General features: G+C 64.4%; 25 protein-coding genes. 18 read left to right on the top strand and 7 right to left on the bottom strand.

What is annotated here, in order from left to right:
- The first annotated feature begins 100 nt into the window (after window positions 1-100).
- The 5 genes from ACT4OC_RS06645 to ACT4OC_RS06625 all read left to right on the top strand — a co-directional run bounded on the left by ACT4OC_RS06645 (window position 101) and on the right by ACT4OC_RS06625 (window position 5,816).
- On the top strand, window positions 101-1,324 hold the full coding sequence (locus ACT4OC_RS06645; protein WP_444838169.1) for a hypothetical protein: 1,224 nt from the start codon (window positions 101-103) through the stop codon (window positions 1,322-1,324).
- A 9-nt stretch (window positions 1,325-1,333) separates the two neighbouring features.
- On the top strand, window positions 1,334-3,718 hold the full coding sequence (locus ACT4OC_RS06640) for a caspase family protein (protein ID WP_444838168.1): 2,385 nt from the start codon (window positions 1,334-1,336) through the stop codon (window positions 3,716-3,718).
- Complete coding sequence (locus ACT4OC_RS06635; protein WP_444838167.1) at window positions 3,715-3,996, top strand: hypothetical protein; 282 nt, start codon at window positions 3,715-3,717, stop codon at window positions 3,994-3,996. Before ACT4OC_RS06640 ends, ACT4OC_RS06635 begins: the two co-directional genes overlap by 4 nt.
- A 10-nt stretch (window positions 3,997-4,006) precedes the next feature.
- Window positions 4,007-4,432: a hypothetical protein gene (locus tag ACT4OC_RS06630; protein WP_444838166.1), complete on the top strand. Its 426-nt coding sequence runs from the start codon at window positions 4,007-4,009 to the stop codon at window positions 4,430-4,432.
- 244 nt (window positions 4,433-4,676) lie between these two features.
- On the top strand, window positions 4,677-5,816 hold the full coding sequence (locus ACT4OC_RS06625; protein WP_444838165.1) for an acyl-CoA dehydrogenase family protein: 1,140 nt from the start codon (window positions 4,677-4,679) through the stop codon (window positions 5,814-5,816).
- A 145-nt stretch (window positions 5,817-5,961) separates the two neighbouring features.
- Here ACT4OC_RS06625 and ACT4OC_RS06620 read toward each other — a convergent pair whose 3' ends face one another.
- The 3 genes from ACT4OC_RS06620 to ACT4OC_RS06610 all read right to left on the bottom strand — a co-directional run bounded on the left by ACT4OC_RS06620 (window position 5,962) and on the right by ACT4OC_RS06610 (window position 7,698).
- Window positions 5,962-6,498 (bottom strand): cupin domain-containing protein, encoded by a 537-nt coding sequence (locus ACT4OC_RS06620; RefSeq protein WP_444838164.1) that lies wholly within the window; start codon window positions 6,496-6,498, stop codon window positions 5,962-5,964.
- A 127-nt stretch (window positions 6,499-6,625) separates the two neighbouring features.
- Window positions 6,626-7,183 carry a cupin domain-containing protein gene (locus ACT4OC_RS06615; RefSeq protein ID WP_444838163.1) on the bottom strand — a complete coding sequence of 186 codons (558 nt, stop codon included), beginning with the start codon at window positions 7,181-7,183 and terminating at the stop codon, window positions 6,626-6,628.
- Entirely contained in the window at window positions 7,168-7,698 is a 531-nt protein-coding gene (locus tag ACT4OC_RS06610) for a sigma-70 family RNA polymerase sigma factor (protein WP_444838162.1), read from the bottom strand. The genes ACT4OC_RS06615 and ACT4OC_RS06610 overlap by 16 nt, the downstream gene beginning before the upstream one ends.
- A 210-nt stretch (window positions 7,699-7,908) precedes the next feature.
- Here ACT4OC_RS06610 and ACT4OC_RS06605 point away from each other — a divergent pair, with 210 nt between their 5' ends.
- The gene (locus ACT4OC_RS06605) at window positions 7,909-8,517 is read left to right on the top strand and encodes an RNA polymerase sigma factor (RefSeq protein ID WP_444838161.1); all 609 of its coding nucleotides are present in this window, start codon (window positions 7,909-7,911) and stop codon (window positions 8,515-8,517) included.
- A gap of 440 nt (window positions 8,518-8,957) precedes the next feature.
- Here the strand turns inward: ACT4OC_RS06605 and ACT4OC_RS06600 are convergent, their stop codons facing one another.
- Window positions 8,958-9,731: an enoyl-CoA hydratase-related protein gene (locus ACT4OC_RS06600; RefSeq protein ID WP_444838160.1), complete on the bottom strand. Its 774-nt coding sequence runs from the start codon at window positions 9,729-9,731 to the stop codon at window positions 8,958-8,960.
- A 170-nt stretch (window positions 9,732-9,901) separates the two neighbouring features.
- On the opposite strand from ACT4OC_RS06600, the gene ACT4OC_RS06595 reads away from it, so the two are divergent.
- Together ACT4OC_RS06595 and ACT4OC_RS06590 are read left to right on the top strand one after the other, a co-directional pair.
- On the top strand, window positions 9,902-11,248 hold the full coding sequence (locus ACT4OC_RS06595) for a cytochrome P450 (RefSeq protein WP_444838159.1): 1,347 nt from the start codon (window positions 9,902-9,904) through the stop codon (window positions 11,246-11,248).
- 23 nt (window positions 11,249-11,271) lie between these two features.
- The gene (locus tag ACT4OC_RS06590) at window positions 11,272-12,855 is read left to right on the top strand and encodes a gamma-glutamyltransferase family protein (protein WP_444838158.1); all 1,584 of its coding nucleotides are present in this window, start codon (window positions 11,272-11,274) and stop codon (window positions 12,853-12,855) included.
- Here ACT4OC_RS06590 and ACT4OC_RS06585 read toward each other — a convergent pair.
- Both ACT4OC_RS06585 and ACT4OC_RS06580 read right to left on the bottom strand, forming a co-directional pair.
- Window positions 12,852-14,522, bottom strand: a complete 1,671-nt coding sequence (locus ACT4OC_RS06585; protein ID WP_444838157.1) for a flavin-containing monooxygenase — start codon at window positions 14,520-14,522, stop codon at window positions 12,852-12,854. The two genes, ACT4OC_RS06590 and ACT4OC_RS06585, sit on opposite strands and share 4 nt — an antisense overlap.
- A 177-nt stretch (window positions 14,523-14,699) precedes the next feature.
- Complete coding sequence (locus ACT4OC_RS06580) at window positions 14,700-15,590, bottom strand: LysR family transcriptional regulator (RefSeq protein WP_444838156.1); 891 nt, start codon at window positions 15,588-15,590, stop codon at window positions 14,700-14,702.
- A 119-nt stretch (window positions 15,591-15,709) separates the two neighbouring features.
- On the opposite strand from ACT4OC_RS06580, the gene ACT4OC_RS06575 reads away from it, so the two are divergent.
- Both ACT4OC_RS06575 and ACT4OC_RS06570 read left to right on the top strand, forming a co-directional pair.
- On the top strand, window positions 15,710-16,138 hold the full coding sequence (locus ACT4OC_RS06575; RefSeq protein WP_444838155.1) for a cupin domain-containing protein: 429 nt from the start codon (window positions 15,710-15,712) through the stop codon (window positions 16,136-16,138).
- Window positions 16,139-16,238: 100 nt separating this feature from the next.
- A complete protein-coding gene (locus tag ACT4OC_RS06570) occupies window positions 16,239-16,643 on the top strand; it encodes a DUF4864 domain-containing protein (protein ID WP_444838154.1) in 405 nt (134 codons plus the stop codon).
- Window positions 16,644-16,655: 12 nt separating this feature from the next.
- On the opposite strand, the gene ACT4OC_RS06565 is transcribed toward ACT4OC_RS06570, so the two are convergent.
- Window positions 16,656-17,954: an MFS transporter gene (locus tag ACT4OC_RS06565; RefSeq protein WP_444838283.1), complete on the bottom strand. Its 1,299-nt coding sequence runs from the start codon at window positions 17,952-17,954 to the stop codon at window positions 16,656-16,658.
- Between the two features lie 173 nt (window positions 17,955-18,127).
- On the opposite strand from ACT4OC_RS06565, the gene ACT4OC_RS06560 reads away from it, so the two are divergent.
- The 8 genes from ACT4OC_RS06560 to ACT4OC_RS06525 all read left to right on the top strand — a co-directional run bounded on the left by ACT4OC_RS06560 (window position 18,128) and on the right by ACT4OC_RS06525 (window position 25,179).
- Entirely contained in the window at window positions 18,128-19,186 is a 1,059-nt protein-coding gene (locus ACT4OC_RS06560; protein WP_444838153.1) for an AI-2E family transporter, read from the top strand.
- A gap of 124 nt (window positions 19,187-19,310) precedes the next feature.
- The gene (locus ACT4OC_RS06555; RefSeq protein WP_444838152.1) at window positions 19,311-19,712 is read left to right on the top strand and encodes a hypothetical protein; all 402 of its coding nucleotides are present in this window, start codon (window positions 19,311-19,313) and stop codon (window positions 19,710-19,712) included.
- 163 nt (window positions 19,713-19,875) lie between these two features.
- Entirely contained in the window at window positions 19,876-20,088 is a 213-nt protein-coding gene (locus ACT4OC_RS06550; protein ID WP_444838151.1) for a hypothetical protein, read from the top strand.
- Window positions 20,085-21,509, top strand: a complete 1,425-nt coding sequence (locus ACT4OC_RS06545; protein ID WP_444838150.1) for a TolC family protein — start codon at window positions 20,085-20,087, stop codon at window positions 21,507-21,509. The genes ACT4OC_RS06550 and ACT4OC_RS06545 overlap by 4 nt, the downstream gene beginning before the upstream one ends.
- Before the next feature lie 70 nt (window positions 21,510-21,579).
- On the top strand, window positions 21,580-22,959 hold the full coding sequence (locus tag ACT4OC_RS06540) for a multicopper oxidase domain-containing protein (protein ID WP_444838149.1): 1,380 nt from the start codon (window positions 21,580-21,582) through the stop codon (window positions 22,957-22,959).
- A gap of 48 nt (window positions 22,960-23,007) precedes the next feature.
- A complete protein-coding gene (locus ACT4OC_RS06535) occupies window positions 23,008-23,499 on the top strand; it encodes a cupredoxin domain-containing protein (protein ID WP_444838148.1) in 492 nt (163 codons plus the stop codon).
- A gap of 32 nt (window positions 23,500-23,531) precedes the next feature.
- Entirely contained in the window at window positions 23,532-23,828 is a 297-nt protein-coding gene (locus tag ACT4OC_RS06530; RefSeq protein WP_444838147.1) for a copper-binding protein, read from the top strand.
- Window positions 23,829-24,030: 202 nt separating this feature from the next.
- Window positions 24,031-25,179 (top strand): OpgC domain-containing protein, encoded by a 1,149-nt coding sequence (locus tag ACT4OC_RS06525; protein WP_444838146.1) that lies wholly within the window; start codon window positions 24,031-24,033, stop codon window positions 25,177-25,179.
- Window positions 25,180-25,307: the final 128 nt, after the last annotated feature.

Below are 25,307 nucleotides of genomic sequence, written 5' to 3'. Positions count from 1 at the left end.
TCCGGCAGGATGTGAGCAACCTGCGATCTGCACGTTTGGGTTGCGATCAATCCTTTGCTCGATTACTCTCGATTGAGTGCGGGTCGGGGAGGAGCGGTTCATGCCTATTATTTATATGCACGGCGTCAACACCCGCGATCCAAAGCACTTCGAGCCCGTCAAGGAATATCTGAGAAATATCGTCGCGCCGGCAATATCGCGCAATCCGGACAAGGTCTCGATCCAGGCCGCTGACTGGTTTCAACTGTGTGCGGCTCCGAAATGGGATGGCGTCGCGCGCCCGCGGACCAAGCTGACCGGTCAGGGGGCGGTGGCGCCGGACGACGAGATGCTCGACGCACTGGTCGCCAAGGCGCCGCGCGTAGAAGCGCAGCCGAGCGCCTTCACGAGTGGCTCGGCCGGCGCAGCCTCAAGCAAGATAGCACTGAACGGCCTGTCCGCAGAGGCAATGACGGATCTGATAACCCTCGCCGCCAGCAAGCCGACGATGACGCCGGTGCAACGCGCGCGAATTGGCGTCATCGCGGACAAGATTGCACACGATGCGAACATGCAGGCGAAGCTCAGCCAGACCGGTGCGCCCGACCAGCAATGGGCGATCGTCGCGGCGGAAATTCAGCGTGGCATCGAGGCGCAATCGACCTTCGCCAGCGCAGGCGCTCTCGACGTGTTGCGCGACATCAAGGAACGCATTCAGGAAAGCGCCTCGCGGCTGATCAACACGCCCGCGGTCGGGCTTTCGGTCGCAGCGGGCGAGCTGCGTCCGGCATTGAACGATTTCGTCACGCGGTTTCTCGGCGACGTGCTCTATTATGTCTCGGGCCGCGGCACGGCTGCCGCCCCCGGTCCGATCCCCGCCGTCCTGATCAAGGCGCTCGAAACCGCACAGACGAACAAGCAGCAGAACAACAACGAGCCGATCGTGTTGCTCACGCACAGCATGGGTGGGCAGATCGCATACGACACTGTCACGTCGTTCCTGCCGACAGCCCGCAGCCCCATCAAGGTGGACTATTGGTGCGCTGCCGCCAGCCAGGTCGGCTATTTCGAGGAGCTCAACATGTTCCTCGCCAGCGACCCCAGGAATTCCAAGGCAACCGGGCGCCCGACACCGGTCCCTACGGCGAATCTCGGCAAGTGGTGGAATGTCTGGGACACCAACGACATTCTCAGCTTTACGACAAAGGACATCTTTGCACCGGGCATCGACGACGAGGAATACAAGACCGGCATGTCGAGCGCTGCGGCGCATGGCGGTTATCTCGAACGTCCCAGCTTCTATCGTCAATTTGCCGAAAAGATCAAAGCCAATTCCTCAAGGTGAATTCATTGCATGGCACTTCAGCCCGACGACAACGAACAGGGTCTTTGGATCAACCGGGAGTGGACGCCGGGCACACCGGGTGTGTTTGCGCTCATCATCGGCGTTAGCCGCTACCCTCACCTCGAGGGAGGCGAGACACCAGCCGCCGAGACCTATGGCCTGAAGCAGCTTCCGGCCTCGGCGTTGACTGCCTATCGCTTCTTCGACTGGCTCCGCGACGGTTACACCCTGGCTGGCCTGCCCGTTGCGCGGGCCAGACTCCTCCTTTCACCGCAAAAAGCCGGCAACGGCAGTGCCGTCGACGAACTCGCGGGTTGCGACGCCGCTGTTTGCGCATGGGCGCAGGAGGCAACCTACCTTAACTGCAAGACCGCGATCGAGCGGTGGTATGCGGAGATGCAACAGCAGCCGGCGTCAACCGCGTCTGGCCGAAGCCTTTTCTTCTTCAGCGGACACGGCATGGAACTTCGACAGTTGCACCAGTTCCTGCTGCCGAGCGATTATCTTCGGCCGCCGGTCCAACCGCTGAACGAGTCCATCGGTACGCGCAATTTGATCGACAGCCTTCCCTACCTTGCCGGAGTACGTTCACACGTCCTTCTCTTCGATGGCTGTCGCAACGACGTCGACAAATTGCGCGGACGAAACGTCGTGGGTGCGCCGATCCTGAACGACAATCTCCCCAGCGCGATCAACCCGCATCACGAACAGGGCGTGTTATCCGCGACGGCCTCCGGCCTTCAGGCCTATTCGCCCATCAGGCCGGGCAGTCTTTCCCTGTTCGGCCAGGCCCTGCTCGAGGGATTGCGTGTCAAGCCCGATCCGCCGCTCGACGAAGCGCCAATCGCGGTTCGCCGCAAAGGAACGGTCGATGCGATCGCGATCAACCCGCTTGCAAGTTACATCAAGGGCCGCGTTGCCGCGCTGATCAAGAACGCGAACGAAAGCCTCATCCAGATCGTGCGGGCCGATGTGTCTTCGCCGGATGCCGGCAATCCCATCGACCTGGCCGAAGTCGCGAGAGCGCCGCCACTGCCGCCGGCGAGTCCGATGATCGAGGAGATATTCATCGAATCGACGTCCGATGCCGGTGAGCCTGGAGGCGGGACAAGCCGCGCGAGCAGGGTTTGGGTCGAATCGTCGGCACGCCCCGCAACCGGGACGAAGCCGGTCGTGCCTCGGGGCGCCTGGTTCGATGCACGCTCACGCTACGGAGCACCGGTTCGCCCCGTTGCTCCGCTTCCGTCCGGCGCCACGAAGGACGAGAATTACCAGCGCCTCCATGACGATGTTTTCGGGTCCGAAGCCATTACCATTCCATGGATGGACAGGCTTCGTGTGAGCAGGCTCTCGGGCGGTGAAACCCAGGGCTGGCGGGCAATCGAAATCAAGCAGTCCGCTCATCAGGATGCGGCGATTCATCGGGTTCAGCTTCACGTTCGTATCAAGCCACCACACGACCGCATCGGCCATCTGCTGACCGTCGTCGATCTGACCGGGCGAAAGCTGGGTTGCGTCCTGCCGTTTGACAGCAACGACACATTGTACCAATTGGAAATCGACAGTGAGAAGAACGGCGGGCGGTTCATTCGCTTCGCAGCCTATATTTCCCCTGCCAGCCCCGGCCCCGCCGGCGATGTCGCGATCGCTTGGGACCGATTGCGTGCGCTTGACGCCACGGAGGCTGCAACCTCGCTGGACAAAGGCGTTCTGAACGCAAAGCGCCGCGCCGAACTCGTGCTGTCGCAAAAATCGCTCTCCCCAATGGGAGCCGCGGTAGCGTCGGTCCTGTTGCTGAAGGGCAACCGGTTCAGCATGATGCACGACTGGACCCGAAACGTCGCAAACTGGTTCAAGTGGATTCCCGACGGGATCGTATTGTGGACAGAGCAATGTCGGCGCATGGCTCGAGGTGCGCCGCTCGAACGAGACCTAATCCCATGGTTCGTTCGCGAATTGTCGCAGCGCAGCCTTCCCTTCACGGCAGACGCCATGGGATTCGCCGCCAACATAACTGACGATATCCTGCAGGGCCGCATCAAGACCGACGCTGCTACGCGGCAGACGGCCGAACGGCTGGCCGCGCGGATCGATGCCGTCACCCCCTATTTCCGCGACGACGGCATGTTCTGCGCCTATGCCGCGTGGCCCGACGACAAGGAGCTTGCTTCGATGATCGGCCCGCCATCGGCGGCAGCCGCGCCAGCCAATCGGCAGACCCGTGTCCCGAAGCTCATCAAGACGACGAAGTCAGGCGAGAAGAAAGGTGCGAAAAAGAAAGCCGCAAGGAAGAAAGCTTCAAGGAAGAAGGCAACTCCACGGAAGGAGAAAGCCGCCTCGAAGGCCGCCAAACGGCGGACGTCGAAGCCGGCCAGGAAAAGGTCGCGACAATGACGGACGAGGAATTTCGCAACTGGCTTTCTTCCGAGGTCGCCAAGAACCGTATGACCGACAAGCAGATGTCCGACCTGCTGCAGCAGAAGGTGCTGTTCGATCAGGAAATCGGCAGCGGCGAATCTCCGGCCCGGCAGGAGTACCGCCTTCAGATCGTCGGGTATGTCGCCGAGCGGCGTCGCGTCTCAAACAGCATTCATAAATTGCTGCGGCGCGCCAAGGAGGAGTTTCCGGGCCGGATGGTCTATTTCGAGCCGATCGGCTTCGACCTTTTCTAGGACTCTGCGCATGCCGGACAATCTCGGACCGCCCAGCTGGAACACCGCTGAACGCAGGCCGCATCAAAGCGGGCAAGCCAAGGGCATGAAGCACGGCAATCCCGTAGCGGTGAACGTTGAATGGATGGTCGATACCGGAGCTGAACTTTCAGTGGTCACCAACAGCGTGGAATCGAATTTCGACCTGACGCCCGTCGGCGGATCCGCTTCCGGCACTACAGGCGGCGGCGGAATCATCATCAAGTCGGGCATGGAGGTCGAATTCGAGGTCTTCGATCCCTCAGGCAACAAGGTTTCAATCACCTCCAACCTCGATGTCGGAGTGAAGCCGAACAATGCCGGCAGCGAAATCCTCGGCGTCGACCAGATCGACCATGCCGGCGCGATCATCGAATGGGATCCGGGCACGCTCGCGGGCCGCTTGCGTCAGCCCTGATTTTGCGTGGCCGCCGGCGACACCGGCCGCGTGCCGCTGGCGCATATCGACGAGGTAGGCGGCATCGCCATCTGGGCCGGCTGACCGTCGACGGCGAGCGCATCCTCGGCCCTGCTGCCCGCACCGCTTCCGCTGTATGGGCAACAGCCCTGCAAGGTGATCTGACTTGATCTGGCGCAGCGACCGGCCGGCAGCGATCGGATAGGCTGCCGAGACGCCGAAAAACATCCGAAGGAAATGCCACATGAATTTCGAGTTCACGCCGCAGCAGGAACAGGTGCGCGAGACCATCGCACGCTTCGCCACTGAAGAGATGGCGCCACTGGTCAAGGACGCCGAGGAGAACGAGGCGTTTCCCAGGGAGCTGTTTCGCAAATGGGCGGAGCTCGGCCTGCTCGGCGTACGCTATCCGGAGGCGGACGGCGGCTCCGGCTTCGACAAGGTCAGCGACTGCATCGTGCGCGAGGAGATGAGCCGGGTGTGCCAGTCCTTCTCCGCCTCCTGGTCGGCGCACACGCATCTGGCGCTGTGGCCGATCTGGCGCGCCGGCACGCCGCAGCAGAAGGCGCGGTTCTTCGTCCCCGGCCTTGCCGGCGAGAAGATCGGCGGCTTCGGCCTGTCCGAGCCCGACGGCGGCTCGGATATCCGCAACATGCGGACGCGGGCGGACAAGGTGAGCGGCGGCTGGCGCCTCAACGGCTCGAAGCTCTACATCACCAACGCGCCGATGGCCGACTTCCTGATGCTCGCCGCGCGCACCAAGCCCGACCATTCGGCCGACGCGATCAGCCTGTTCATCGTCGAGCTGCCCAATCCGGGTTTCCTTATCAGCAAGCTCGACAAGGAAGGCATCCGCTCCTCGGAGACCGGCCTGATCTACATCGAGGATGCCTTCGTGCCCGACGACTGCCTGCTCGGCGGCGAGACCGGAACCTACCGCATCGTGCGGGAGTCGCTGGCCGAGAACCGCGTCGGCGTTTCCGCCAACTGCATCGGCATGGCGCGCGGCGCGTTCGACGCGGCGCTGGATTTTGCCAGGACGCGGATCGTGCGCGGCAAGCCGATCCTGGAATATCAGGCGATCGCCCACAAGCTCGCCGACATGGCCGCGGAGATCGAGGCGGCGAAATGGTTCGTCTATTACGGCGCCTGGCGCGTCGATCAGGGCACGATCGATCTGGCTACCGCCTCCAAGGTCAAGCTGATCGCGAGCGAGATGGCGGTGCGGGTGACCGAGCAGGCGATCCGCATCCTCGGCGGCGCCGGCATCATGCGGGAGTATCCGGCCGGCCGCTTCCATCGCGACGCGCTGGTCTACCTCATCGGCGAAGGCACCTCGGAGATCCAGCGCAACATCATCGCGCGCTCGCTGGGGGCGGGCTGAACGTAGTCATTTGCTGCGTCATGGCCGGGCTTGTCCCGGCCATCCACGTTCTTTTCTTTCTGCTGTCAGCAAGGACGTGGATGCCCGGGAGAAGCCCGGGCATGACGAGTTGAGGGATCAGTTTCGCCTTACTCGCGTGCGAAACTCAAATCTCCATCCCGACCACGACGTGCAGCAGGCAGCCTGCGGCCGTGGTACCGATCGGATGATGCGTGCCGGCCCTTGCGAGGTGATAGTCGCCGGCGCGCAGCACGAAGTCGCCGTAGCTGAGGTCGCCCTCGATGACGAGGCACTCTTCCTCGACGTCATGCGCATGCGACTTGTAGACCGCGCCCGGCTGCATCTTGACCAGCAGCGTCTGCCGCCGGCGAGCTTCGTCCACCTTCAGCACGCGGAAGACGATGCCTTCGGAATGCTGCTGCCATTCGGCATCGGTGGCGCGCTGCGTCGCGGTGCCCGGCAGCTGCATGCCCGCCTCGTCGATGCGGGCGAGGATCTTTTCGAACGAACCCTCCGGCACCGGCTCGCTGTCGGCGGCATCGAGCGCCACGAGTTTCGCCTGCCAGCCTTCGGCGTCCTTGCGCAATCCGCGATCGGCTTCCACGGCGGCACGCTGGCCGCCACGGAGCAGTCCGAGCGCATATTCCGCCGGCAGTGAGGGATCCCGCTTGTCGTCCGACATGAGCGGAATGTAGCGAACGACCGGCAATAAGGACAGCGGATAAGCCGGGGCTTTTTGCATCCGGGCCGGGCATGGTCCGCGCACGCCCCGCATTGGCGCGGGCTTTTCGCTCGCCGCGAAAGCGAGGTCAGGCCGAGAGGCTGGTCGTCACCAGGACGACGCAGCCGCCGGTGGTGCGCCCCGGCGGATGGCGCGTCTGCGCAGCCGCGATGTGATAGTCGCCGGGTCCGAGCTCGAGATCGCCGAAGGCAAGATCGCCCTCGACGACGAAGGTCGTTTCCTCGACGTCATGGGCGTGCGCCTTGTAGTCCGCGCCCGGCGACATCCGGATCAGCAGCGACTGCCGGTTGGAAGCGCGATCGGTGTGCAGCACGCGCGCCACGAGGCCCGGCCCGAGGCTGAACCAGCTCGCACCCTCGGCGCGCCGGGTGCGCGTGCCCGGCAGTTGCAGCCCCTCGGCGTCGATGCGTGCCAGGATGCCGTCGAACGTGCCGGCTGCCGGCGCGTCATCGGCCTGCCCGGCCGCATCGAGGCCGGCGAACACTTCCTGCCAGTAGGCGACGGACGTGCGCAGGCCGTCCTCGGATTCGAGCCGCGCGGAAAACTGCACGCGAGCTTCGCCGCGCAGCAGGCCCAGCGCGTACTCGGCTGCGATGGTGTCGTCGGGCTCTACTGGTTCAGACATGCCTGCAACTGCCCGATCGCGCGGTGTATCCAGGTCTTCACCGTTCCAAGAGGTACGGCGGAAAGCGCCGAAAGTTCTTCGTAACTCAGCCCATAATGATAGGCCATCACGATGCAGCGGCGATGCTGGTCGTTGAGGCCGCCGAGACAGCGCCGCAAATCGGGCGCCAGCGACGGGTCTCCGCCTGCCGACAGCCGTCCGACGATGCCGGCGACCTCCGGCTCGCTCAGCGACAGCGCCGGCGCCGGCTTTCTGGCGAGGCGATTGAAGATCACGCTGCGCGCCAGGGCGACCATCCAGGCCATGGCGTCCCCTCTGGTCCGGTCGAACAGGGGAGACTTCTCCCAGATCCGCACCATGACGTCCTGCAGGGCATCCTCGGCGCTCGCGTGGTCCCTCATCAACCGCTTGCAGATGCTGAATAATCTCGGTCCGACCGCCAGATACAGGCTTCGGAACGCAACCCGGTCTCCACCTGCGACCTTCTCGAGCGTGGTTGCGAGTTCGCCGTTCAACACCTGCCGCCCCGATCCCCGGAAGCCCCGGTCCGGGTATAGGGGCCCCGTAGATACGGATCAATCCGGAAAAGTTTCAGGAAAATCCCGCGATCGCCTTCACGAAGAAATATCCGGCCGCGCTGAAACAATTCTGCGGCCCGGCCTGTACTTGGCCGCAGAGCTTGAAGCCCGTCGCGGGCAATCGAGCGTGAAAGCCGGGGGCAAATCATGAAGCCAGCGATCCGCGGAGACCGTGACAAGGACGGCCTTGCCACACTGCTTGCCGAAGTCGCATCCGGCGACAAGGCCGCCTTCGCCAGGCTGTACGGCCTCACCAGCCGCAAGCTGTTCGGCGTTGCCTTGCGCATCCTGCGCGACCGCGCCGCCGCCGAAGACATCGTGCAGGAGGTCTATGTCCGCATCTGGCGCAACGCCGCCTCCTACGATGTCCGGCTCGCCTCGCCGATCTCCTGGATGGCGAGCATCGTCCGGCACTGCGCCATCGACAGCTTGCGCAAGCAGAAGCTCGAAACGGTGGAATTCTGCGACGAGAGCGCGCGCATCGAAGCCTCGACGCCCGATCCGGCCGAGGAGATCGACATGGCGCAGCGCCGCGCCATCGCGTTTGCCGCCATCCGAAGAATGGATCCGGCCAAGCGCGACTTGATCCTGCTCGCCTATTTCCGCGAGCAGAGCCGCGACAACCTCGGCAGGGCTCTGGGTATGCCGACCGGCACCGTCAAGACCAATTTGCGCCGATCGCTGATCGAGCTCCGGCAGTCGATGGAGACCGAGCAGACGCGCGCGCATAGGCAACGTGCCGTCGCAGCCGCTTGACGAATCGGTGGATCGCAAGGCAGGCGCGGATGCGATTGTGCTGACGGTAAGGGGGTTGAGGTAGCGATCCACCACCGCTGTCGTCCCGGCGAAGCAGGCCGTGTAAAAACTCAAAGACCGCGAGCTTCGATAGAACAGAATGCTATGCGAGCGATTTTGTCTGGCGTTCGCGATGTATTCGATCTTCTCTTCCCACTCGCGATAGAATTAGATTCTAGCGCGAATCGCGATGCGCGGGTTTTTACACGGCCTGGAACGCCGGATCCATAACCACAGGGCGCAATTGTTGGAGCAGGCTGGAGCTCCAGCCTTCGCAAAATGACTTCCTGTGGTTATGGGTCCCGGCTCGGCGCTCGCGGAGCCTGTCATCGGGCGCGCATTCGCGCGACCCGTTGGCTCGCTTGTCCGGGACGACAGTGAATTTGCGGCTATAGTCCGGTTTACCTCCCGCTGAAGCTCGCCTTCCGCTTCTCCACGAATGCCGCCCGCCCTTCCAGCGCATCGGCGCTCTGGCGCACCTCGGACTGCACCTCGATCTCGCGCCGAAACTGCGCGGCGTAGCTGGCGTGCTCGCTCTCTTCCAGAAGCCCGCGGGTGGCGACCAATGCGCGGGTCGGGCCATGCGCGAGGCGCTGGGCGAGCTTCATTGCCGCATCCATCAGCGCGCCGTCGTCGACGACCTCGCGCACCAGGCCCCATTCTTTCGCGCGTTCCGCGGACAGCGGCTCATTGAACAGCATCAGCTCGAGCGCGCGCTGGCGGCCGATCAGGCGCGGCAGCAGCCAGGTCGAGCCGAGATCGGGGACGAGGCCGATGCGGCTGAACACCTGGATGAAGCTCGCCGAGCGCGCCGCGACGATCATGTCGCCGGCCATGGCGAGGCTGAAGCCGCCGCCGGCCGCAACGCCATTGACGGCGACCACGATCGGCACGCGGCATTCCCGCAGCGCCTTGAAGGTCGGCCAATAGAACTTCATCACCCCGGTGACGATGTCCTGGCCGAGCGCTTCCGCAGCTTTCAAATTCTGCCCCGAACAGAAGCCGCGTCCCTCGCCGGTGAGCACCAGCGCGCGGACCGCGGGATCGGCCGTCATCCCGGCAATGGCGGATGCGAGCGCACCCAGCAGATCGGGCGTCATCGCATTCAGGCTCTCGGGCTCGTTCAGCGTGAGGATGCCGACGGCGCCGTCCCTGCCCTGCTTCACTCCGGCCATGTTCTTCTCCCTTGCGGCGTCATTTGCGCGACTGTGCCATTCCCTGCGCGCAAGCGCCAATGCGCCATTTTGCGCGGGCTTTGACTTCATTTCCGGGCATACTAGTGTTCGATCAAACACAAGACTTGCGTCAAGCTCCGATGGGAGGAGCTATTCGGAGCAATTGCCCAATGCTTCTGCTGAGCGAAACCCTGCCTGCCCCGCCGCCGCCCGGCCCCGTTTTCCCGAAAGTGTATCCCGAGATCGACCAGGACATCCTCACGGAGTCCGAAAATTTCACCGGCGGCCAGCCCTATGAGATGTTCGCGCGCTTGCGCGCGCAGGCGCCGATGTCGTGGCAGCGCGAGGGAAGCAACGGCCCCGGCTTCTGGGCGCTGACGCGCTACGAGGACGTGATGCGCGTCGACGGCGACCCCAAAACCTTCTCGTCACAGAAGGGCGGCATCCTCATGACCTACGGCCCGAAGGAAAGCCGGCATCCGCTGCTGTTCCGCGCCTCGGTCGATGCCATGATCAACATGGATGCGCCCTGGCATTTGCAGCTGCGCAAGGAGCACATGCCCCACTTCACGCCGGCCTACCTCGCCGCCCTGAGGGAGAAGGTCGCGGCCGAGACCACGCGGCTGATCGACGACATGGCGCATTTGGGTGAATGCGACCTGGTCGAGAGGCTCTCCGCGCAGCTGCCGCTGTTCACGCTGTGCGAGATCCTCGGCGTGCCGCAATCCGACCGGCCGAAATTCATCACCTGGATGCATTATCTGGAAGTCGCCGGCTACATCACGGCCAAGCAGCGCAAGGAGCCACAGCTGACGCCGGAGCTGATGAAGTTCGTCAAGGCCTTCAACGAGAACGTCGCCGAGATGTTCGAATACGGCCAGCACATGCTGCAGAAGCGCCGCGCCGATCCGAAGCCCGACCTGATGAGCGCGATCGCGCGCGCCACGCTCGACGGCGAGCTATTGCGCAACGAATATCTCGACGGCTCGTGGCTGCTGATCGTGTTCGCCGGCAACGACACCACGCGCAACACGATCTCCGGCTCGATGAAGCTGCTGACCGAATTTCCCGACCAGAGACGGTCGTTGATGGCGGACATGTCGCTGCTGCCGAACGCCGTGGACGAATTGATCCGCATGGTCAGCCCCGTGATCTACATGCGGCGCACCGCGACGGCGGATACCGAGGTCGGCGGCCAGAAGATCGCCGAAGGCGAAAAGGTGATCATGTATTTCTCCGCGGCCAACCGCGACCCCGCCGTGTTCCCCGACCCCGATCGCCTCGACATCCGCCGCGCCAATGCCGCGAAGAACATCGCCTTCGGCTTCGGCCCGCATGTCTGCATCGGCAAGCGCGTGGCGCAGCTGCAGCTGGAAGAAGTCTACCGGCAATTGCTGTCGCGACTGCCGGACATCGAATACGCCGGCGGCATCGACGTCGCGCCGAACAATTTCGTGCACGCGATCCGCAAGCTGCCGGTTCGGTTTACGCCGGAGCGGCGGGCGGCAGCGCAATAACAAGAAACCAGCAAGGAACCACCATGGCCGACCAGTTCTCCAACTCGCAACAGATCCGCAAACCCGCGGTCAGCTCCAGGGGCGGCATCGTCGCCTCGCAGTCGCGGCGCGCGGCGGAGGTCGGCGCGGCCGTGCTCGCGGCCGGCGGCGATTGCGTCGATGCCGTCGTCGCCACCACCTTTGCGCTCGGCACGCTGGAGCCCTGGATGAGCGGCATCGGCGGCGGCGGCGCCATGGTGCTCTATCGCGCCAGGGAAAACCGCTACGAGGTGATCGACTACGGCATGCGCTCGCCGAACAGCCTGCGCGTAGAAGATTATCCGCTCACGGGAGGTGCGGCCTCCGACATCTTCCCCTGGCCGCGGGTAAAGGACGACCGCAATTTGCACGGCCCCGGCTCGATCGCGGTGCCCGGCGTCGTCGCCGGCATGGAGGAGGCGCATCGCCGCCATGCCAGGATGCCGTGGAAAGAGCTGGTCGCACCCGGCGCCAGGCTCGCGGGCGAAGGCCTGCTTGTGGATTGGTGGACCACGCTGATGATCGCGAGTTGCGCGGTCGACCTGCGGCGCTATCCCGCAAGCGCCGCCGCCTATTTGCAGGACGGCCTGCCGCCGAACGCGCAATGGGGCATCAAGTCCGTCGTGCGGTTGCCGCAGGACAAGTTGCAGGCGACGCTGGAGCAGCTTGCCGCACGCGGCCCGCGCGATTTCTACGAAGGCGAGATCGCGCGCAGCATGGCCGCCGACATCAAGGCGGCGGGTGGCGCGCTCTCGGTCGAGGACCTCGCCGCGTTCCGTGCCTACCATCGCGAGCCGCTCGCCATCCCCTATCGCGGCGGCAAGGTGTTTGCGACGCCGGAGCTCACCGCAGGTCCCACGCTGGCCTCCACCCTGCGCCGTCTGGAGAAGTGGTCGCCCGGCCGCGCGCCGGATGCAGCGGCCTACACCGAATACGCGCTGGCGCTGCAGGCGGCCTATCGCGAACGCCTCTCTGACATGGGCGATACCGACGGCCGCCGCGCGCTCGGCGCCGAGCATCTGGCACCGGCCTGCACTACGCATTTCTCGGTCGTCGACAAGGAGGGCAACATGGCCGCGGTGACGCAGACCTTGCTCTCGACCTTCGGCTCGAAGTTCGTCACGCCCTCGACCGGCATCACCATGAACAACGGCGTCATGTGGTTCGATCCGACGCCTGGCGTGCCGAACTCGCTTGCCGCCGGCAAGCGCTGCCTGACCAACTACACGCCGGTGGTGGCGGAAACCTCCGACGGACGGCGCCTCGCGGTCGGCGCCTCCGGCGGCCGCCGCATCCTGCCGGCGGTGACGCAGCTCATCTCCTTCGCCATGGATTTCGGCATGGACCTCGACGCCGCGATCCACCATCCGCGCATCGATGCCAGCGAAGGCGCGACCGTGATCGGCGACGTGCGCCTGCCCGCGCCGGTGCACGAAGGCTTGCGCTCGCGCTTCGATTACGAACAGGCGCGCATTCAGACCTTCCCGATGAAGTTCGCCTGCCCGAGCGTGACGATGCGGCAGGGCGAGCAAAATTCCGGCGCGACCGAAAGCGCGCAGCCCTGGGGCGATGCGGTGGCGGAAGGTTAGGCTCGCGCGCTCGCCGCCACCGGCGGAGCCTTGGCGCGCGCGCCGAAGCTGAACTCGATCTCCTGATACCCCTTGGCGGCGACGTCGTTGATGATGCCGACATATTTTGGCGTGCCGCCGTTGTAGACGAAGTAGCGCACCTTGCCGGCCTCGTGGCCGTCGACGTTGGAATTGTAGCCTGTGAACCAGCCCCTGGCTTTTCGCATCAGCATGATCTCGTACATCTTGGTGACATGCGCGGTCCACCGTTCCTCCGCCGCGCGGGTCGGATCGGCGCGGGTGGCGCCCCGCGACCACATGTAGCGCATCAACTCCGTGCACCAGTTGACGCCGGTCTCGATGCCGCGAGGGAAATTCGTCGTCGCGGATGCGCTTTGCGGGCCGGTCGGCATCAACAGGTTCGGAAAACCCTGCGCGAGCATGCCGAGGAAGGTCGACGGGCCATCCCTCCATTTGTCGAACAGCCTTTCGCCGCCGATGCCGCGGATATCGATGCGGTCGTAGGCGCCGGTGATGGCATCGAAGCCGGTGGCGTAGACAATGATGTCGAACTCGTAGTCGCGCGCCGAGGTGCGTATGCCCTTTTCGGTGATCTCCTCGATCGGCGTCTTGCTGATGTCGACGAGATGCACGTTGTGGCGGTTATAGGCTTCGAGATAATTGGTCTCGAGCGGCACGCGCTGAATACCAAAACCGTGGTCGCGCGGGATCAGCGTCTCCGCCACTTCAGGGTCCTTGACCCGGCGCCGGATGCGATCGGCGATATATTCGGAGAATTCGGCATTAGCCGCCTCGTCCATGAAGATCTCGCGGAAATTGGCGAGCCAGATGCCAAAGCCAGGCTCGTCGTAGAGCTTGTCCCACAGCTTCAGCCGGTCCTCGCGCGAGACCTCGTAGAAGCCGCGACGGTCGGGCTCATGCTCGAAACCTCCCGGCGTGCGGGCGCAGGCCGCAAAAATCTCATCATAGCGCGCGCGGATGTCGGCCATCTCCTTTTCCGAGATCGGGCTGTTGTTGAGCGGCGCGCTCCAGTTCGGCCGGCGCTGGAACACAGTCAGCTCATCGACCTTGTCGGCGATCTCGCCGATGATCTGGATCGCCGTGGCGCCAGTGCCGATCACGGCGACCTTCTTGCCCTTGATCTCCACCGGCTCGTGCGGCCAGTAATAGGTGTGGAAAGAACGACCCTTGAAGCGGTCGAGGCCCGGAAGTCTCGGCATGGTTGGCGCCGAGAGCAGGCCGATGGCGAGCACGACGAAGCGACAGGTCAGCTCGCGGCCGTCGCTGATGTTCAACCGCCAAAGATCGTTCGCCTCGTCGAAATGCGCCGATTCGACCGCGCAGTTGAACTGCATGTGCCGGCGCAGGTCGAACTTGTCGGCGACGTAATTGAGATAGCGCAAATTCTCCGGCTGGCTGGAGAAGCGCTCCTTCCAGTGCCATTCGTCGAGCAATTCCCGCGAGAACGAATAGCCGTAGGTGTAGCTCTCTGAATCGAAGCGGCAACCGGGATAGCGGTTCCAGTACCAGGTTCCGCCGAGATCGGCGGCGGAATCGAGCACGGTGGCGTCGATGCCGAGCTCGACCAGCCGCTTGATCTGATAGATGCCGGCGACACCGGCGCCGACCACGATCGCCTCGTAATGAGTCCTGGCTTCCTCGGTCATTCCCTGCTCCGGAATTTCGTTTGTTGAGCTTCCCGGCTGATTGGCCCGATTACAATCCCATTTGCCGGCGCAAGCAACCGGCCGCGACCGAATGACCGCCCGCGCTGAATGCGGATCGGCCACACAACTTGCGTCAATGCGCTACGCGCCTGCTTTGGCGGGGTGCTCAGGTAGCGCTTACCCCGTCAGGATCGATTTGAGCGCTTCACGCTGCTCGACGATGTAGTCGAAGAATGCGGCGATGCGCGGCACGCGGCGGATGTCGGGATGAGTGAGCAGACGCCAGCTTCGCGCCAGCTCCGGTACGGGCCCGAGCACGCGAACCAGCTCCGGCTCGGCATCGCCGAGCGCGGTCGGCAGCGGACCAATGCCGGCGCCGGATTTCACCGCCGAGACCAGCCCGAGCACGCTGTTGCTGCGCACCGACATCTTGCCGTCCGGTGCGACCTCCTTGAGCCATTTGGCCGCGCGGTGATTAGCAAGCGACTCGTCAAAGCCTACGAGCGGATGGCGCGGAAGATCCTCGACGCGCTCCGGCCTGCCGTGGCGCTCGACATAGGCCTTGCTCGCATAGACCGCCCAGATCGAATCGGCGATCTTGCGGCCGATCAGTTCGTCATCGGTATCGCCGGAGCGGAAGGCGACGTCCACCTCGCCCTTCGACAAGTCGAGATAGCGGTCGCTGGTGACGAACTCGACCCGCAGATGCGGGTGGCGCGGATGGAAGCGCTCGATCAGGCCCGACTGCGTCATGCGCGCGATGATCGGCTCCGGACAGGTGACACGGATCACGCCCTTCATGTCCTGCTCGATGTCGGTGGCGCGCCGCGAAAAGTCCTCGACGGCAGCCTCGATCCGTTCGGCAAAGGGCTGCAGCGTGGTGCCGTATTCGGTGAGGCGATAGCCGCTCGCCTGCCGTGTCACCAGCGCCTGGCCGATCTTGCGCTCGAGTTCCTCGAGCCGGCGGTGCACCGTGGACTGGCTGATGCCGAGCGCCTTGCCGGCGGCGATGGTGCTGCCATGGCGGGCGACGGCCAGAAAGTATTTCAGGTCGTTCCAGTCGAACATGGAGCCATTATGCACATCTGTGGCCGGGAGCAGCAATCCTGCGGCTCCCGCAACATTGCCGCGGCGCCTAGGCTTTTTCGTGCCGAATCCAGCGCGGCACGTCTTTGAGGAGAAGAACAATGCGAAACCATCTCGCCCGCGGCGCAGCACTTTTCGTCAGCCTGGCCGCAGCGTGCCCGGCGGCAGCGCAGCCCCACAATGCCGCCGCACCTAATATTGCAAAGCCCCATATGGTGCTGCAGCAGGTCGTCGAGGGATTGCCCCGGGACGAGAAGCAGACCGTGCGGGTGATGACGGCGACCTTCAAGCCGGGCGACAAGACCGTGTATCACACCCACCGTTTTCCGGTGACGGTCTACGTGCTCGAAGGCGCCTTCACCCTCGAGCTCGATGGCCGCGCGCCGATCACGGTGAAGGCGGGCGAAGCCATGGTCGAGCCGCCGCAGGTGGCGATGACCGGCCATAACCGCAGCACGACCGAAATGACGAAGGTTCTCATCTTCTACGTCAGCGCCAACGACACGCCGTTCCTCGACCTCCTGCACTGACGGTTCAACGGGAAGGCATGGCGGAATTTGCCGGTAAGGCGGCGGCGGTGTAGTTTGCAAGGCTCGATCTGCCGGGACAAACACATCGGGAGCACTCGCCATGCGCACCGTCGTCCTGCTTACCGCCCTCCTGTTTTCGCTGGCGCTGCCCGCCCGCGCCGCCGAGGTCGCGGCCGCGCAAAGCGTGATCCGCGCCCAGGAGCAGGCCTTTGCCCGCGGTGATGCGGCCGCCGCCTACTCCCATGCCGCGCCCGCGATCCGCGAGATATTCCCGCACGCCGAGATCTTCATGCAGATGGTGCGGCAGGCCTATCCGCCGGTCTACCGCCACCGCAGCTTCGATTTCGGCGAGGCCAGGGTGTCCGACGGACATGTCGCGCAGCGCGTCCAGATCGTCGACGACGAGGGCCAGGCGTGGGAAGCGCTCTACACGCTGGAGCAGCAGCCGGACGGCAGCCTGAAGATCACGGGGTGTTCGCTGGTGAAGGCCGGGCAGGCGGCCTGACGCGCCCGATCCTCACGCCATCGCCAGCCGCTGCCGGCCGCGCAACAACAGCATCAGCACGATCGCGATGTTGAGCAGGTTCCAGGCAAAGCCGTTGGCGAAGGCCGCAGCATACGAGCCGGTGAGATCGAAGATGACGCCGGACACCCAGCCGCCGAACGACATCCCGAGCACGGAAGCGAAGATCACGATGCCGACACGGGTTGCCGCCTCGCCCGCCGGCATGGTCTCGCGCACGATGATGGCATAGCTCGGCACGATGCCGCCCTGGAACAGGCCGAACATCGCCGAGATCAGATAAAGCGACGGCAGGCTGGTGAAGAACAGGTAGAAGAACAGCGCGACGGCCTGCGCCACCGATCCGATCATCAGCGTGACCATGCCGCCGAACCTGTCGGCGATGAACCCCGAGCCGATGCGGCTGACGATGCCGAACGCCATCATCAGCGACAGCATTTCGGCGCCGCGCGCCACGCCGTAGCCGAGGTCGCCGCAATAGGACACGATGTGGACCTGCGGCATCGACATCGCCACGCAGCAGGAGATGCTGGCGATGCTGAGCAGCACCGTCAGCGTGTTGGTGGAGAGATTGAGATCCACCCGCGGCGGCGGCGCGTTGGCGTGATCGTGCGCGGCGCTGCGGCCCATGACCTGGCGCAGCACCAGCAGCAGCACCGTCATCGACACGGCGCAGATGGCGGCGATCGCGAAATGGGTTGAGCGCCAGCCGAAAGCTTGCGTGCCCCAGTTGATCAGCGGCGGCCAGATGGCGCCGGCGATGTAGTTGCCGCTGGCGACGATGGTCACCGCAAGGCCGCGATAGCGCTCGAACCAGTGCGAGGCCTCCGCCATCAGGGGCGCGAAGGTGGCCGACGTGCCGAGCCCCATCAGGAACGAGACGGCGATGAACTGCCACAGCGCCGTCGACAGTCCCGCCAGCACGTAGGACGCCGCCAGGAACACGATGCTGACCGCCATCGCCCTGACGATGCCGAAACGGTCGGTGATCCGGCCGGTGATCACGCCGCCGAGGCCGAAGCCGAAGAAGATCATGGTGGCGGCGAGCGAGATCGCGCCGCGGGTGGCGGCGAACTCGGCCTGCACCACCGGCATCACCACCATCACCGACCACATGCCGACCGCGCCGATCGAGGCGATCAGCACGGCCAGCACCAGCCGCGCCCACGCATGGCGCGAGTCGGGAACGAAGCGGTCGGTGACTTGGGAGAAGTGCGAAGAGATTACCACGGCTCGCGGAACTTGAGCGGATAGCCGCCCGCGGTCAACCCACAATGCCGCGATATTGGGCATGCAGATGCGGCGGAGGTGTCGGAGCAATTTGCTCCGACCCCGCAGTGCAATGCTGCGGCAAACGTGAAAGGCTGCAGCAAACCGGCAGTCCGCGAGCGCCATCATTCCGGCGTGCAACGACACCAACTATGCTATGCACACCCGCAAACGACCGGCGAGAATCCGAGATGGCCGTGCGAAAGATCGAACATCAGGCTTTCCTGTTGCTGCTCGTCGGCGTCACCCTGGCTTTTGCCTGGGTGCTGTGGCCGTTCTACGCGGCCGTGCTCTGGGCCGTCGTGATCGCGGTCATTTTCGCGCCGGTGCAGCGAAGCCTGCTGGCGCCGATGCGCGGCCGGCGCGGGCTTGCCGCCGCCGTCACCGTGCTGATCATCATTGCGATCGTCATCCTGCCGCTGGCGTTGGTCACAGCTTCGCTGATCCAGGAAGCCTCAGGCCTCGTCGCGAAGGTCCAGTCCGGGGAATACGATCTCGGCAGCTACCTGCAGCGGATGCTGGACGCGCTGCCGGCATGGGCGACCGGACTGATCGAGCGGTTCAACCTCACCGATCTCGCCACGCTGCGCGAGCGCCTCGCATCGGGTCTGTTGAAAGGCGGACAGGCCCTGGCCCCGCAGGCGCTCAGCTTCGGCCTCAACACGTTCGACTTCGTGATCGGCCTCGGCATCATGCTGTACCTGCTGTTCTTCCTGTTGCGCGACGGCGGCGCGTTGGCCGAGCGCATCAAGGAGGCGATCCCGCTGCACGCCAATCAGAAGACCGCGCTGTTCGCAACCTTCGCCACCATCGTCCGCGCCACCGTCAAGGGCGGCATCCTGGTCGCCATCGCACAGGGCGCGCTGGGCGGCATCGCGTTCTGGCTGCTCGGAATTCACGCCGCGATGCTGTGGGCCGTGCTGATGATGTTCCTGTCGCTGGTGCCGGCCGTCGGCGCCGGCCTCGTATGGGCACCGGTTGCGATCTACCTGCTGAGCAGCGGCGCGGTCTGGCAGGGCGTCGCGCTGATCCTGTACGGCGTGCTCGTCATCGGCCTCGTGGACAATCTGCTGCGCCCGTTCCTGGTCGGCAAGGACACCAAGCTGCCGGACTACGTGGTGCTGATCTCCACGCTCGGCGGCCTCAAGGTGTTCGGTCCCAACGGGTTCGTCATCGGCCCGCTGATCGCGGCGATGTTCATGGCGAGCTGGCAAATCTTCTCCGGGTCCCGGCCGGAGGACCAGACGGGCAGCTGATGCGCGCCGGCTCGCGCACGGTCCACCGCTCATTTCTTCGTGTCTCGAAAATGACGGGACACCGCCGCATTCGGTCTTGGCGGAACACGGGATCGGCGCTAAATTCATATCGATGTTCGCGCGATTGGCAGGGAAAACACGGGCCAGAGCGGGGTGGTTTGTCGCCCTGCTCTATTTGTTTTGCGTGGTCGCGCCCGGTGTGGCGCTGGCGCTGGGCAGCGTTGCGCCGTGGCTTTCCGGCGACCTGAAGCCGGCCGTCGCCGCGCATAACCACGATCATGCTGCGCACCAGCACGGCGATGCGCATGCAGATCATCGGTCCGGAGCCGGCGGTTCCCACCATCACGAGCACGACGGCACGGCGTCGACAGGACCCTGCTGCGCCATGCTTTGCCTGTCGACGATCGCCGCCGACCTGCCGTCGATCGGAAAGTCCGTGCAGCCGCAATCGCTTCGCGTTGCCGAGAATTACCGGCGCCTGCCGGACAAGGCGCCTTCCCGACTCTATCGACCTCCCATCGCCTGACCTGACGTAACGACGCGGTGCGGCGCGCGGGGAGCGCGTATGTACCTGTGGTTCATTGGCAAATCAGGGACCGATAATGTCTACGCAACTAGGGGTAGGTTTCACCTCCGCGCATGCCGCGAAGGGGCGCCGCGGCGCGCGTTGCGCCACACTGGGCGCAATCATGGCCGCCGCCATTTGGCTGGCGGGCTGCAATCCGACGACGACGCAGCTCGCTGCGCGGGATCCGGCCGATGCAGCCGCGCCGGTGCCCGGTGTCGGCTACCGCTCGACGATTGCACCCTACACGAGCCTGCGGCCGGTAGCGCCAACGCTTTGGCGGGAGCGCAATGAAGAGGTCACGCCGAAACCGCGCGGCGGACGGGAATCGCGATGAGCATCCGCTATGCACCGCGCGGGCTGCTGCTCGCGGCCGCGCTCGCCCTGTCGGGCTGCGCGGCGTTCTCGCCCGACGCCGGAATGTCCGTCGTCGCCGACGTCACGGGACAGACCCTCGGCAAGGACGTCGCCTTTATCCGCACCGGCGAGGATGCCGAGCGGGCGCAGGCCACCATACGCCAGCTGCTGGCCCGCACCCTGAGCGCGGACGCCGCCGTGCAGGTCGCGCTGTTGAACAACAGGGGACTGCAGGCGGCCTACAACGTGCTGGCGCTGGCCGAAACCGAGCTGGTCGAGCAGAGCCTGCCGCCGAATCCGACCTTCGCCATCTCGCGCATTACCGGCGGTGGCGCCGTCGAGATCGAACGCCAGGTGGTCGGCGACATCCTGGCGCTGGCGACCTTGCCGCTGCGCTCCGACATCGCGCGCGAGCGTTTCCGCCAGGCACAATTGCGCGCGGCGCTCGAGACCTTGCGGGTCGCCGCCGAGGTACGGCGCGCCTATTTCCGCAGCGTCGCCGCCAATGACATGGTCGGCCTTCTTACCGATGCCAAGTCGACGGCCGAATCGACCGCACAGCTCGCCAAACAACTTGGCGAGACCGGCTCGATGAACAAGCTCGACCAGGCGCGCGAGCAGGTGTTCTACGCCGAGATCACGGCCGACCTTGCCAGCGCACGTCAGGAGGCGGCGAGCGCGCGCGAGCGGCTCGCGCGGCTGATGGGACTGTGGGACGAGGGCCTCGCCTTCCGCCTGCCGAGCCGGCTTCCCGAACTGCCGCGGCGCCCGCTGACCCTGCCCGGCATCGAGGTCGACGCCGTCGGTCACCGCGTCGACCTGCAGATCGCGCGCATGGAGCTGGTGGCGCTGGCGAAGGCGCTCAATCTGGCCGAGGCCACGCGTTTCGTCACCTTGCTGGACCTCGCCGGCATCAGCAAGCGCACCACCGAACCGGAAGCCCCGCCGTTCCGCGAGCGCGGCTTCGACGTAGCGTTCCAGATTCCGATATTCGACGGCGGCGAGGTGCGGGTCCGCCAGGCGACGGAAACCTACAACCACGCCTTCAACCGCCTCACCGAGAGGGCCGTCAACGTTCGCTCGGAAGCGCGCGACGCCTATCGCGTCTACCGCTCGACCTGGGACATCGCCAGCCACTTCCAGCGCGAGATCCTGCCGCTGCGCAAGATCATCACCGAGGAGATGCAGCTGCGCTTCTCCAGCATGCAGATCGACGTCTTCGCGCTGCTGACGGAGGCGCGGCAGCGCATCGCCTCGTTGCGCGCGGCGATCGACGCCAAGCGCGAATTCTTCCTGGCGCAATCCGACCTCAAGGCCGCCGTCATCGGCGGCGAAACGGGTGCGCGGGTAGCTACGGGAACTTCGGTCACCGCCGCGCCGGCGAGCGGCGGCGGACACTAGAGCACGATCCGGAAAAGTGTGAAGCGGTTTTCCGAAAAGTTCGTGCTCAAACAAATACGGAGAGACATCGATGTATTCACGCAGAGGATTTCTCGGTACCGCGGCGCTGCTCGGTGCCAGCGCGGTCAGCGGGAGAGTGCAGGCCGCCGCCATTCCGGAAGCTCCCACCATGGACAAGGCAGTGATGCAGCCGCCGCTGCATCCGACGAGCGGACCCGACTATCGGCCCGTCGTGACGCTCAACGGCTGGACGCTGCCGTGGCGGATGAACGGCGACTGGAAGGAATTCCATCTCGTCGCCGAGCCCGTGGTGCGCGAATTCGCCGAGGGCATGAAGGTGAACCTGTGGGGCTACAACGGCCAGTCGCCGGGGCCGACCATCGAGGCGGTCGAGGGTGACAAGCTCCGCATCTTCGTCACCAACAAGCTGCCCGAATACACCACCGTGCACTGGCACGGCGTGCTCCTGCCGTCCGGCATGGACGGCGTCGGCGGACTGACCCAGCCGCACATCAAGCCCGGCAAGACCTTCGTCTACGAGTTCGAGATGAAGCACAGCGGAACTTTCATGTACCACCCGCATTCCGACGAGATGGTGCAGATGGCTATGGGCATGATGGGCATGATCGTCGTGCACCCGCGCGACCCGTCGTTCCGGCCGGTGGATCGCGACTTCGTCTTCATCATGAGTACCTACCTCATCGACCCCGGCACCTACCTGCCAAAGGTCAACGAGATGACAGACTTCAACATGTGGACCTGGAACAGCCGGGTCTTCCCCGGCATCGACCCCCTGGCCGTGCGGCTCAACGACCGCGTGCGCGTGCGCATCGGCAACCTCACCATGACCAACCATCCGATCCACCTGCACGGCCACAAATTTGCGGTGACCTCGACCGACGGCGGCTGGATCCCGGAATCCGCGCAATACCCGGAGACGACCACCGATGTGCCGGTTGGCGCGGTCCGGGTCTTCGACGTTCTCGCCGACAACCCCGGCGACTGGGCGTTTCACTGCCACAAGTCGCACCACACCATGAATGCGATGGGCCACGAGGTTCGCAACTTCATCGGCGTGTCGCGCAAGGATCTGGCGAAAGCAGTCGGGCGGCTCGCGCCCGACGCGATGGTGATGGGCGAGACCGGCATGGCGATGGGCGACATGGAGATGCCGGCGCCCGACAACACGCTGCCGATGATGACGGGCACAGGCCAGTTCGGGCCGATCGAGATGGGCGGCATGTTCACGGTGATGAAGATCCGCGAAGGGTTGGCGCGCGACGATTACCGCGACCCCGGCCCCTATCAGTTTCCGAAGGGTACGGTGGCCTGGGAAGTCGAGGCGCCGGCGGCAGAGCCCGTCCGCCGTGGCGGACCTGCAGGTCCTCCGAAAGCCGGCGACATGAAGGCCGTGCCTGGAATGAAGGGCATGAAAGGCATGAAGCACTGACACGACCGCAAACGCGACAATGAATCCACATCAGCAAAGGATTGAATGATGAAGCTCTTCAAATCGAGCGTACTGGTTTTCGCCGCCGCAGGCCTCATTTCGGCTGCTGCATGGGCCGGCTCCGGTCCGGCCGGGCACAGTCACAGCCACGACGAAGCATTCTCGGCCGGCGAACCGGGCAACCCGAAGAAGCCGGCGAGGGTCGTGCAGGTAACGATGACCGAGAAGGACGGCAAGATGCTGTTCACGCCGAACCGGGTCGAGGTGAAGAAGGGCGAGCAGGTCAAGTTCGTGCTTCGCAACAATGGCGAGCTGGATCACGAATTCTTGCTTGCCACGACGGCGGAAAATCTCAAGCACGCCGAGGCCATGAAGAAGAATCCCGACATGGAGCACGACGATCCGAACGGCAAGCGGCTCGCACCGAAGAAGACCGCCGAGATCGTCTGGAAGTTCAGCAAGGCCGGCGAATTCGAGTTCGCATGCCTGATTCCGGGACACCGGGAGTCCGGCATGCTCGGCACGGTGGTCGTGAAGTGACCGCCCAACATCAGTGCACGGAAGGAAAGCCGATGAAGAAGCAGACGATTGCCGCCGCATTCGCCTTGGTCATGACCGGTACGCTCGCATTCGCGCAAGACGCGGCGATGGTGGATGGCGAGGTCAGGAAGATCGACGAGGCTGCGGGAAAAATCACGCTCAAGCACGCTCCGATCAAGAGCCTCGACATGGACGAGCCGATGACGATGGTGTTTCGCGTCAAGGATCCGGCCATGCTGAAGCAGGTGAAGGTGGGCGACAAGGTGAAATTCGAGGCCGAACGCGCTCCGGCCGGCATCACGGTCACGAAGATGCAAATGGCCAAGTAGCAGCGTCGATTGGCCCGGCACCGTTGCGGCCCTGGTCCGTCCGTTGCGCCGCCGGGCCAGTCCGACCGATATGATCGTCGGCCGCACGCGAGGTCGGATGTGAGCCGCGCCGATTCCGCCGTGACGGGCGGCGCCTGCGGCCGCATGAAGGGTTGCGCAGCCGGCGACGCACCAGAACCAAGACTATCCGGGATACACCAAATTGAGGATACGGGCCGATCTTCCGCCCCCGGCGCGCGATTTGCGCCTTGATCTGTTCAGGGGCGTCGCCAACTGGGCGATCTTTCTGGGTCACATCCCGAACAACGCGATGGCATGGATCACGATCAAGAACTACGGGTTCAGCGACGGAGCCGATCTATTCGTGTTCATTTCCGGCTACACCGCGGCGCTTGTCTACGCGAAGATCATGGTCGACAACGGCTTCATTGTCGGAGCCACCAGACTTTTTCGGCGAGTCTGGCAACTCTATGTCGCTCACGTCTTTCTGTTCGTCGTTTATCTCGCATCCGTCCATTATTTCGCTCACAACTTTGACATCCCCCATCTCATGGATCAGTTCAACGTTGCCGGGCTGATGGATCGTCCCGTCGAAATCCTGACACACGGGCTGGTGTTGACGTTCAAGCCGCTCAATCTGGACGTCTTGCCGCTTTACATCGTACTGATGGCGTCATTCCCTCTCGTTCTTCGGCTGATGCTTGGCTATCCCGACTGGATCATGTCGGGATCCGTACTGCTCTACTTCCTGGCGCGGCAGTTTCACTGGAACTTGCCGTCATATCCCTCCGGGGATTGGTACTTCAACCCCTTCACATGGCAGCTCCTGTTCGTCCTGGGCGGCTGGCTGGCGCTTGGAGGGGCCGCGAGGCTCGCTCCGATCGTACGGTCGAGACTCGTTCTCGTTCTGAGTGGAGCGTACCTGGTGTTTGCGCTCGTGATGACCGTGTCCGGTTTGATCCCAGGCGCAGGCGCCATCTTCCCGCGCTGGCTGCTCGACCTGTTCAACCCGAACGACAAGACCAACCTGGCACCTTACCGAGTGCTGGATTTGGCCGCTCTGGCGTTGTTGGTGGTTCGCTTTCTTCCGATGGATTGGCCGGGATTGAAATCGCGCATCGCGGCGCCTCTGATAAAATGCGGCCAACAGTCGCTTGAAGTATTCTGCGTCGGCGTCTTCCTGTCCTTCATTGCTCATTTCGTGCTGGAAATGACGTCGGAGACGCTGCTTTCCCAATTTCTCGTGAGTGCGGCAGGTCTCGCGATCATGACCGCCGTCGCCTACTACCGTTCCTGGTCGAAGCAGTTCGAGACGTTCCGGCTGAAGGCTCCAGCCAAGCGATCGAGTTGAGGTGCCGGCGCGTTTTAGGGCGCGATGGTGATTGGTTGAATCGATCGTCCGGCGGGCTCGGGTGACCTCTCCCCTGGGTGAGGTGGACCCCCATGCCGCGTCAGTTAAAACAAAACACAAATAGGGGT

Origin of the sequence: Bradyrhizobium sp., assembly GCF_052389815.1 — a bacterium.
Taxonomy (GTDB): Bacteria; Pseudomonadota; Alphaproteobacteria; order Rhizobiales; family Xanthobacteraceae; genus Bradyrhizobium.
This window is presented reverse-complemented; position numbering and strand designations above follow the sequence as displayed.

Excerpts from the sequence above, each read along its gene's own strand:
- ACT4OC_RS06645 (WP_444838169.1), top strand. The coding sequence starts at position 101 with ATGCCTATTATTTATATGCACGGCGTCAACACCCGCGATCCAAAGCAC.
- ACT4OC_RS06640 (WP_444838168.1), top strand. The coding sequence starts at position 1,334 with ATGGCACTTCAGCCCGACGACAACGAACAGGGTCTTTGGATCAACCGG.
- ACT4OC_RS06635 (WP_444838167.1), top strand. The coding sequence starts at position 3,715 with ATGACGGACGAGGAATTTCGCAACTGGCTTTCTTCCGAGGTCGCCAAG.
- ACT4OC_RS06630 (WP_444838166.1), top strand. The coding sequence starts at position 4,007 with ATGCCGGACAATCTCGGACCGCCCAGCTGGAACACCGCTGAACGCAGG.
- ACT4OC_RS06625 (WP_444838165.1), top strand. The coding sequence starts at position 4,677 with ATGAATTTCGAGTTCACGCCGCAGCAGGAACAGGTGCGCGAGACCATC.
- ACT4OC_RS06620 (WP_444838164.1), bottom strand. The coding sequence starts at position 6,498 with ATGTCGGACGACAAGCGGGATCCCTCACTGCCGGCGGAATATGCGCTC.
- ACT4OC_RS06615 (WP_444838163.1), bottom strand. The coding sequence starts at position 7,183 with ATGTCTGAACCAGTAGAGCCCGACGACACCATCGCAGCCGAGTACGCG.
- ACT4OC_RS06605 (WP_444838161.1), top strand. The coding sequence starts at position 7,909 with ATGAAGCCAGCGATCCGCGGAGACCGTGACAAGGACGGCCTTGCCACA.
- ACT4OC_RS06600 (WP_444838160.1), bottom strand. The coding sequence starts at position 9,731 with ATGGCCGGAGTGAAGCAGGGCAGGGACGGCGCCGTCGGCATCCTCACG.
- ACT4OC_RS06595 (WP_444838159.1), top strand. The coding sequence starts at position 9,902 with ATGCTTCTGCTGAGCGAAACCCTGCCTGCCCCGCCGCCGCCCGGCCCC.
- ACT4OC_RS06590 (WP_444838158.1), top strand. The coding sequence starts at position 11,272 with ATGGCCGACCAGTTCTCCAACTCGCAACAGATCCGCAAACCCGCGGTC.
- ACT4OC_RS06585 (WP_444838157.1), bottom strand. The coding sequence starts at position 14,522 with ATGACCGAGGAAGCCAGGACTCATTACGAGGCGATCGTGGTCGGCGCC.
- ACT4OC_RS06580 (WP_444838156.1), bottom strand. The coding sequence starts at position 15,590 with ATGTTCGACTGGAACGACCTGAAATACTTTCTGGCCGTCGCCCGCCAT.
- ACT4OC_RS06575 (WP_444838155.1), top strand. The coding sequence starts at position 15,710 with ATGCGAAACCATCTCGCCCGCGGCGCAGCACTTTTCGTCAGCCTGGCC.
- ACT4OC_RS06570 (WP_444838154.1), top strand. The coding sequence starts at position 16,239 with ATGCGCACCGTCGTCCTGCTTACCGCCCTCCTGTTTTCGCTGGCGCTG.
- ACT4OC_RS06565 (WP_444838283.1), bottom strand. The coding sequence starts at position 17,954 with ATGCCCAATATCGCGGCATTGTGGGTTGACCGCGGGCGGCTATCCGCT.
- ACT4OC_RS06550 (WP_444838151.1), top strand. The coding sequence starts at position 19,876 with ATGGCCGCCGCCATTTGGCTGGCGGGCTGCAATCCGACGACGACGCAG.
- ACT4OC_RS06545 (WP_444838150.1), top strand. The coding sequence starts at position 20,085 with ATGAGCATCCGCTATGCACCGCGCGGGCTGCTGCTCGCGGCCGCGCTC.
- ACT4OC_RS06540 (WP_444838149.1), top strand. The coding sequence starts at position 21,580 with ATGTATTCACGCAGAGGATTTCTCGGTACCGCGGCGCTGCTCGGTGCC.
- ACT4OC_RS06535 (WP_444838148.1), top strand. The coding sequence starts at position 23,008 with ATGAAGCTCTTCAAATCGAGCGTACTGGTTTTCGCCGCCGCAGGCCTC.
- ACT4OC_RS06530 (WP_444838147.1), top strand. The coding sequence starts at position 23,532 with ATGAAGAAGCAGACGATTGCCGCCGCATTCGCCTTGGTCATGACCGGT.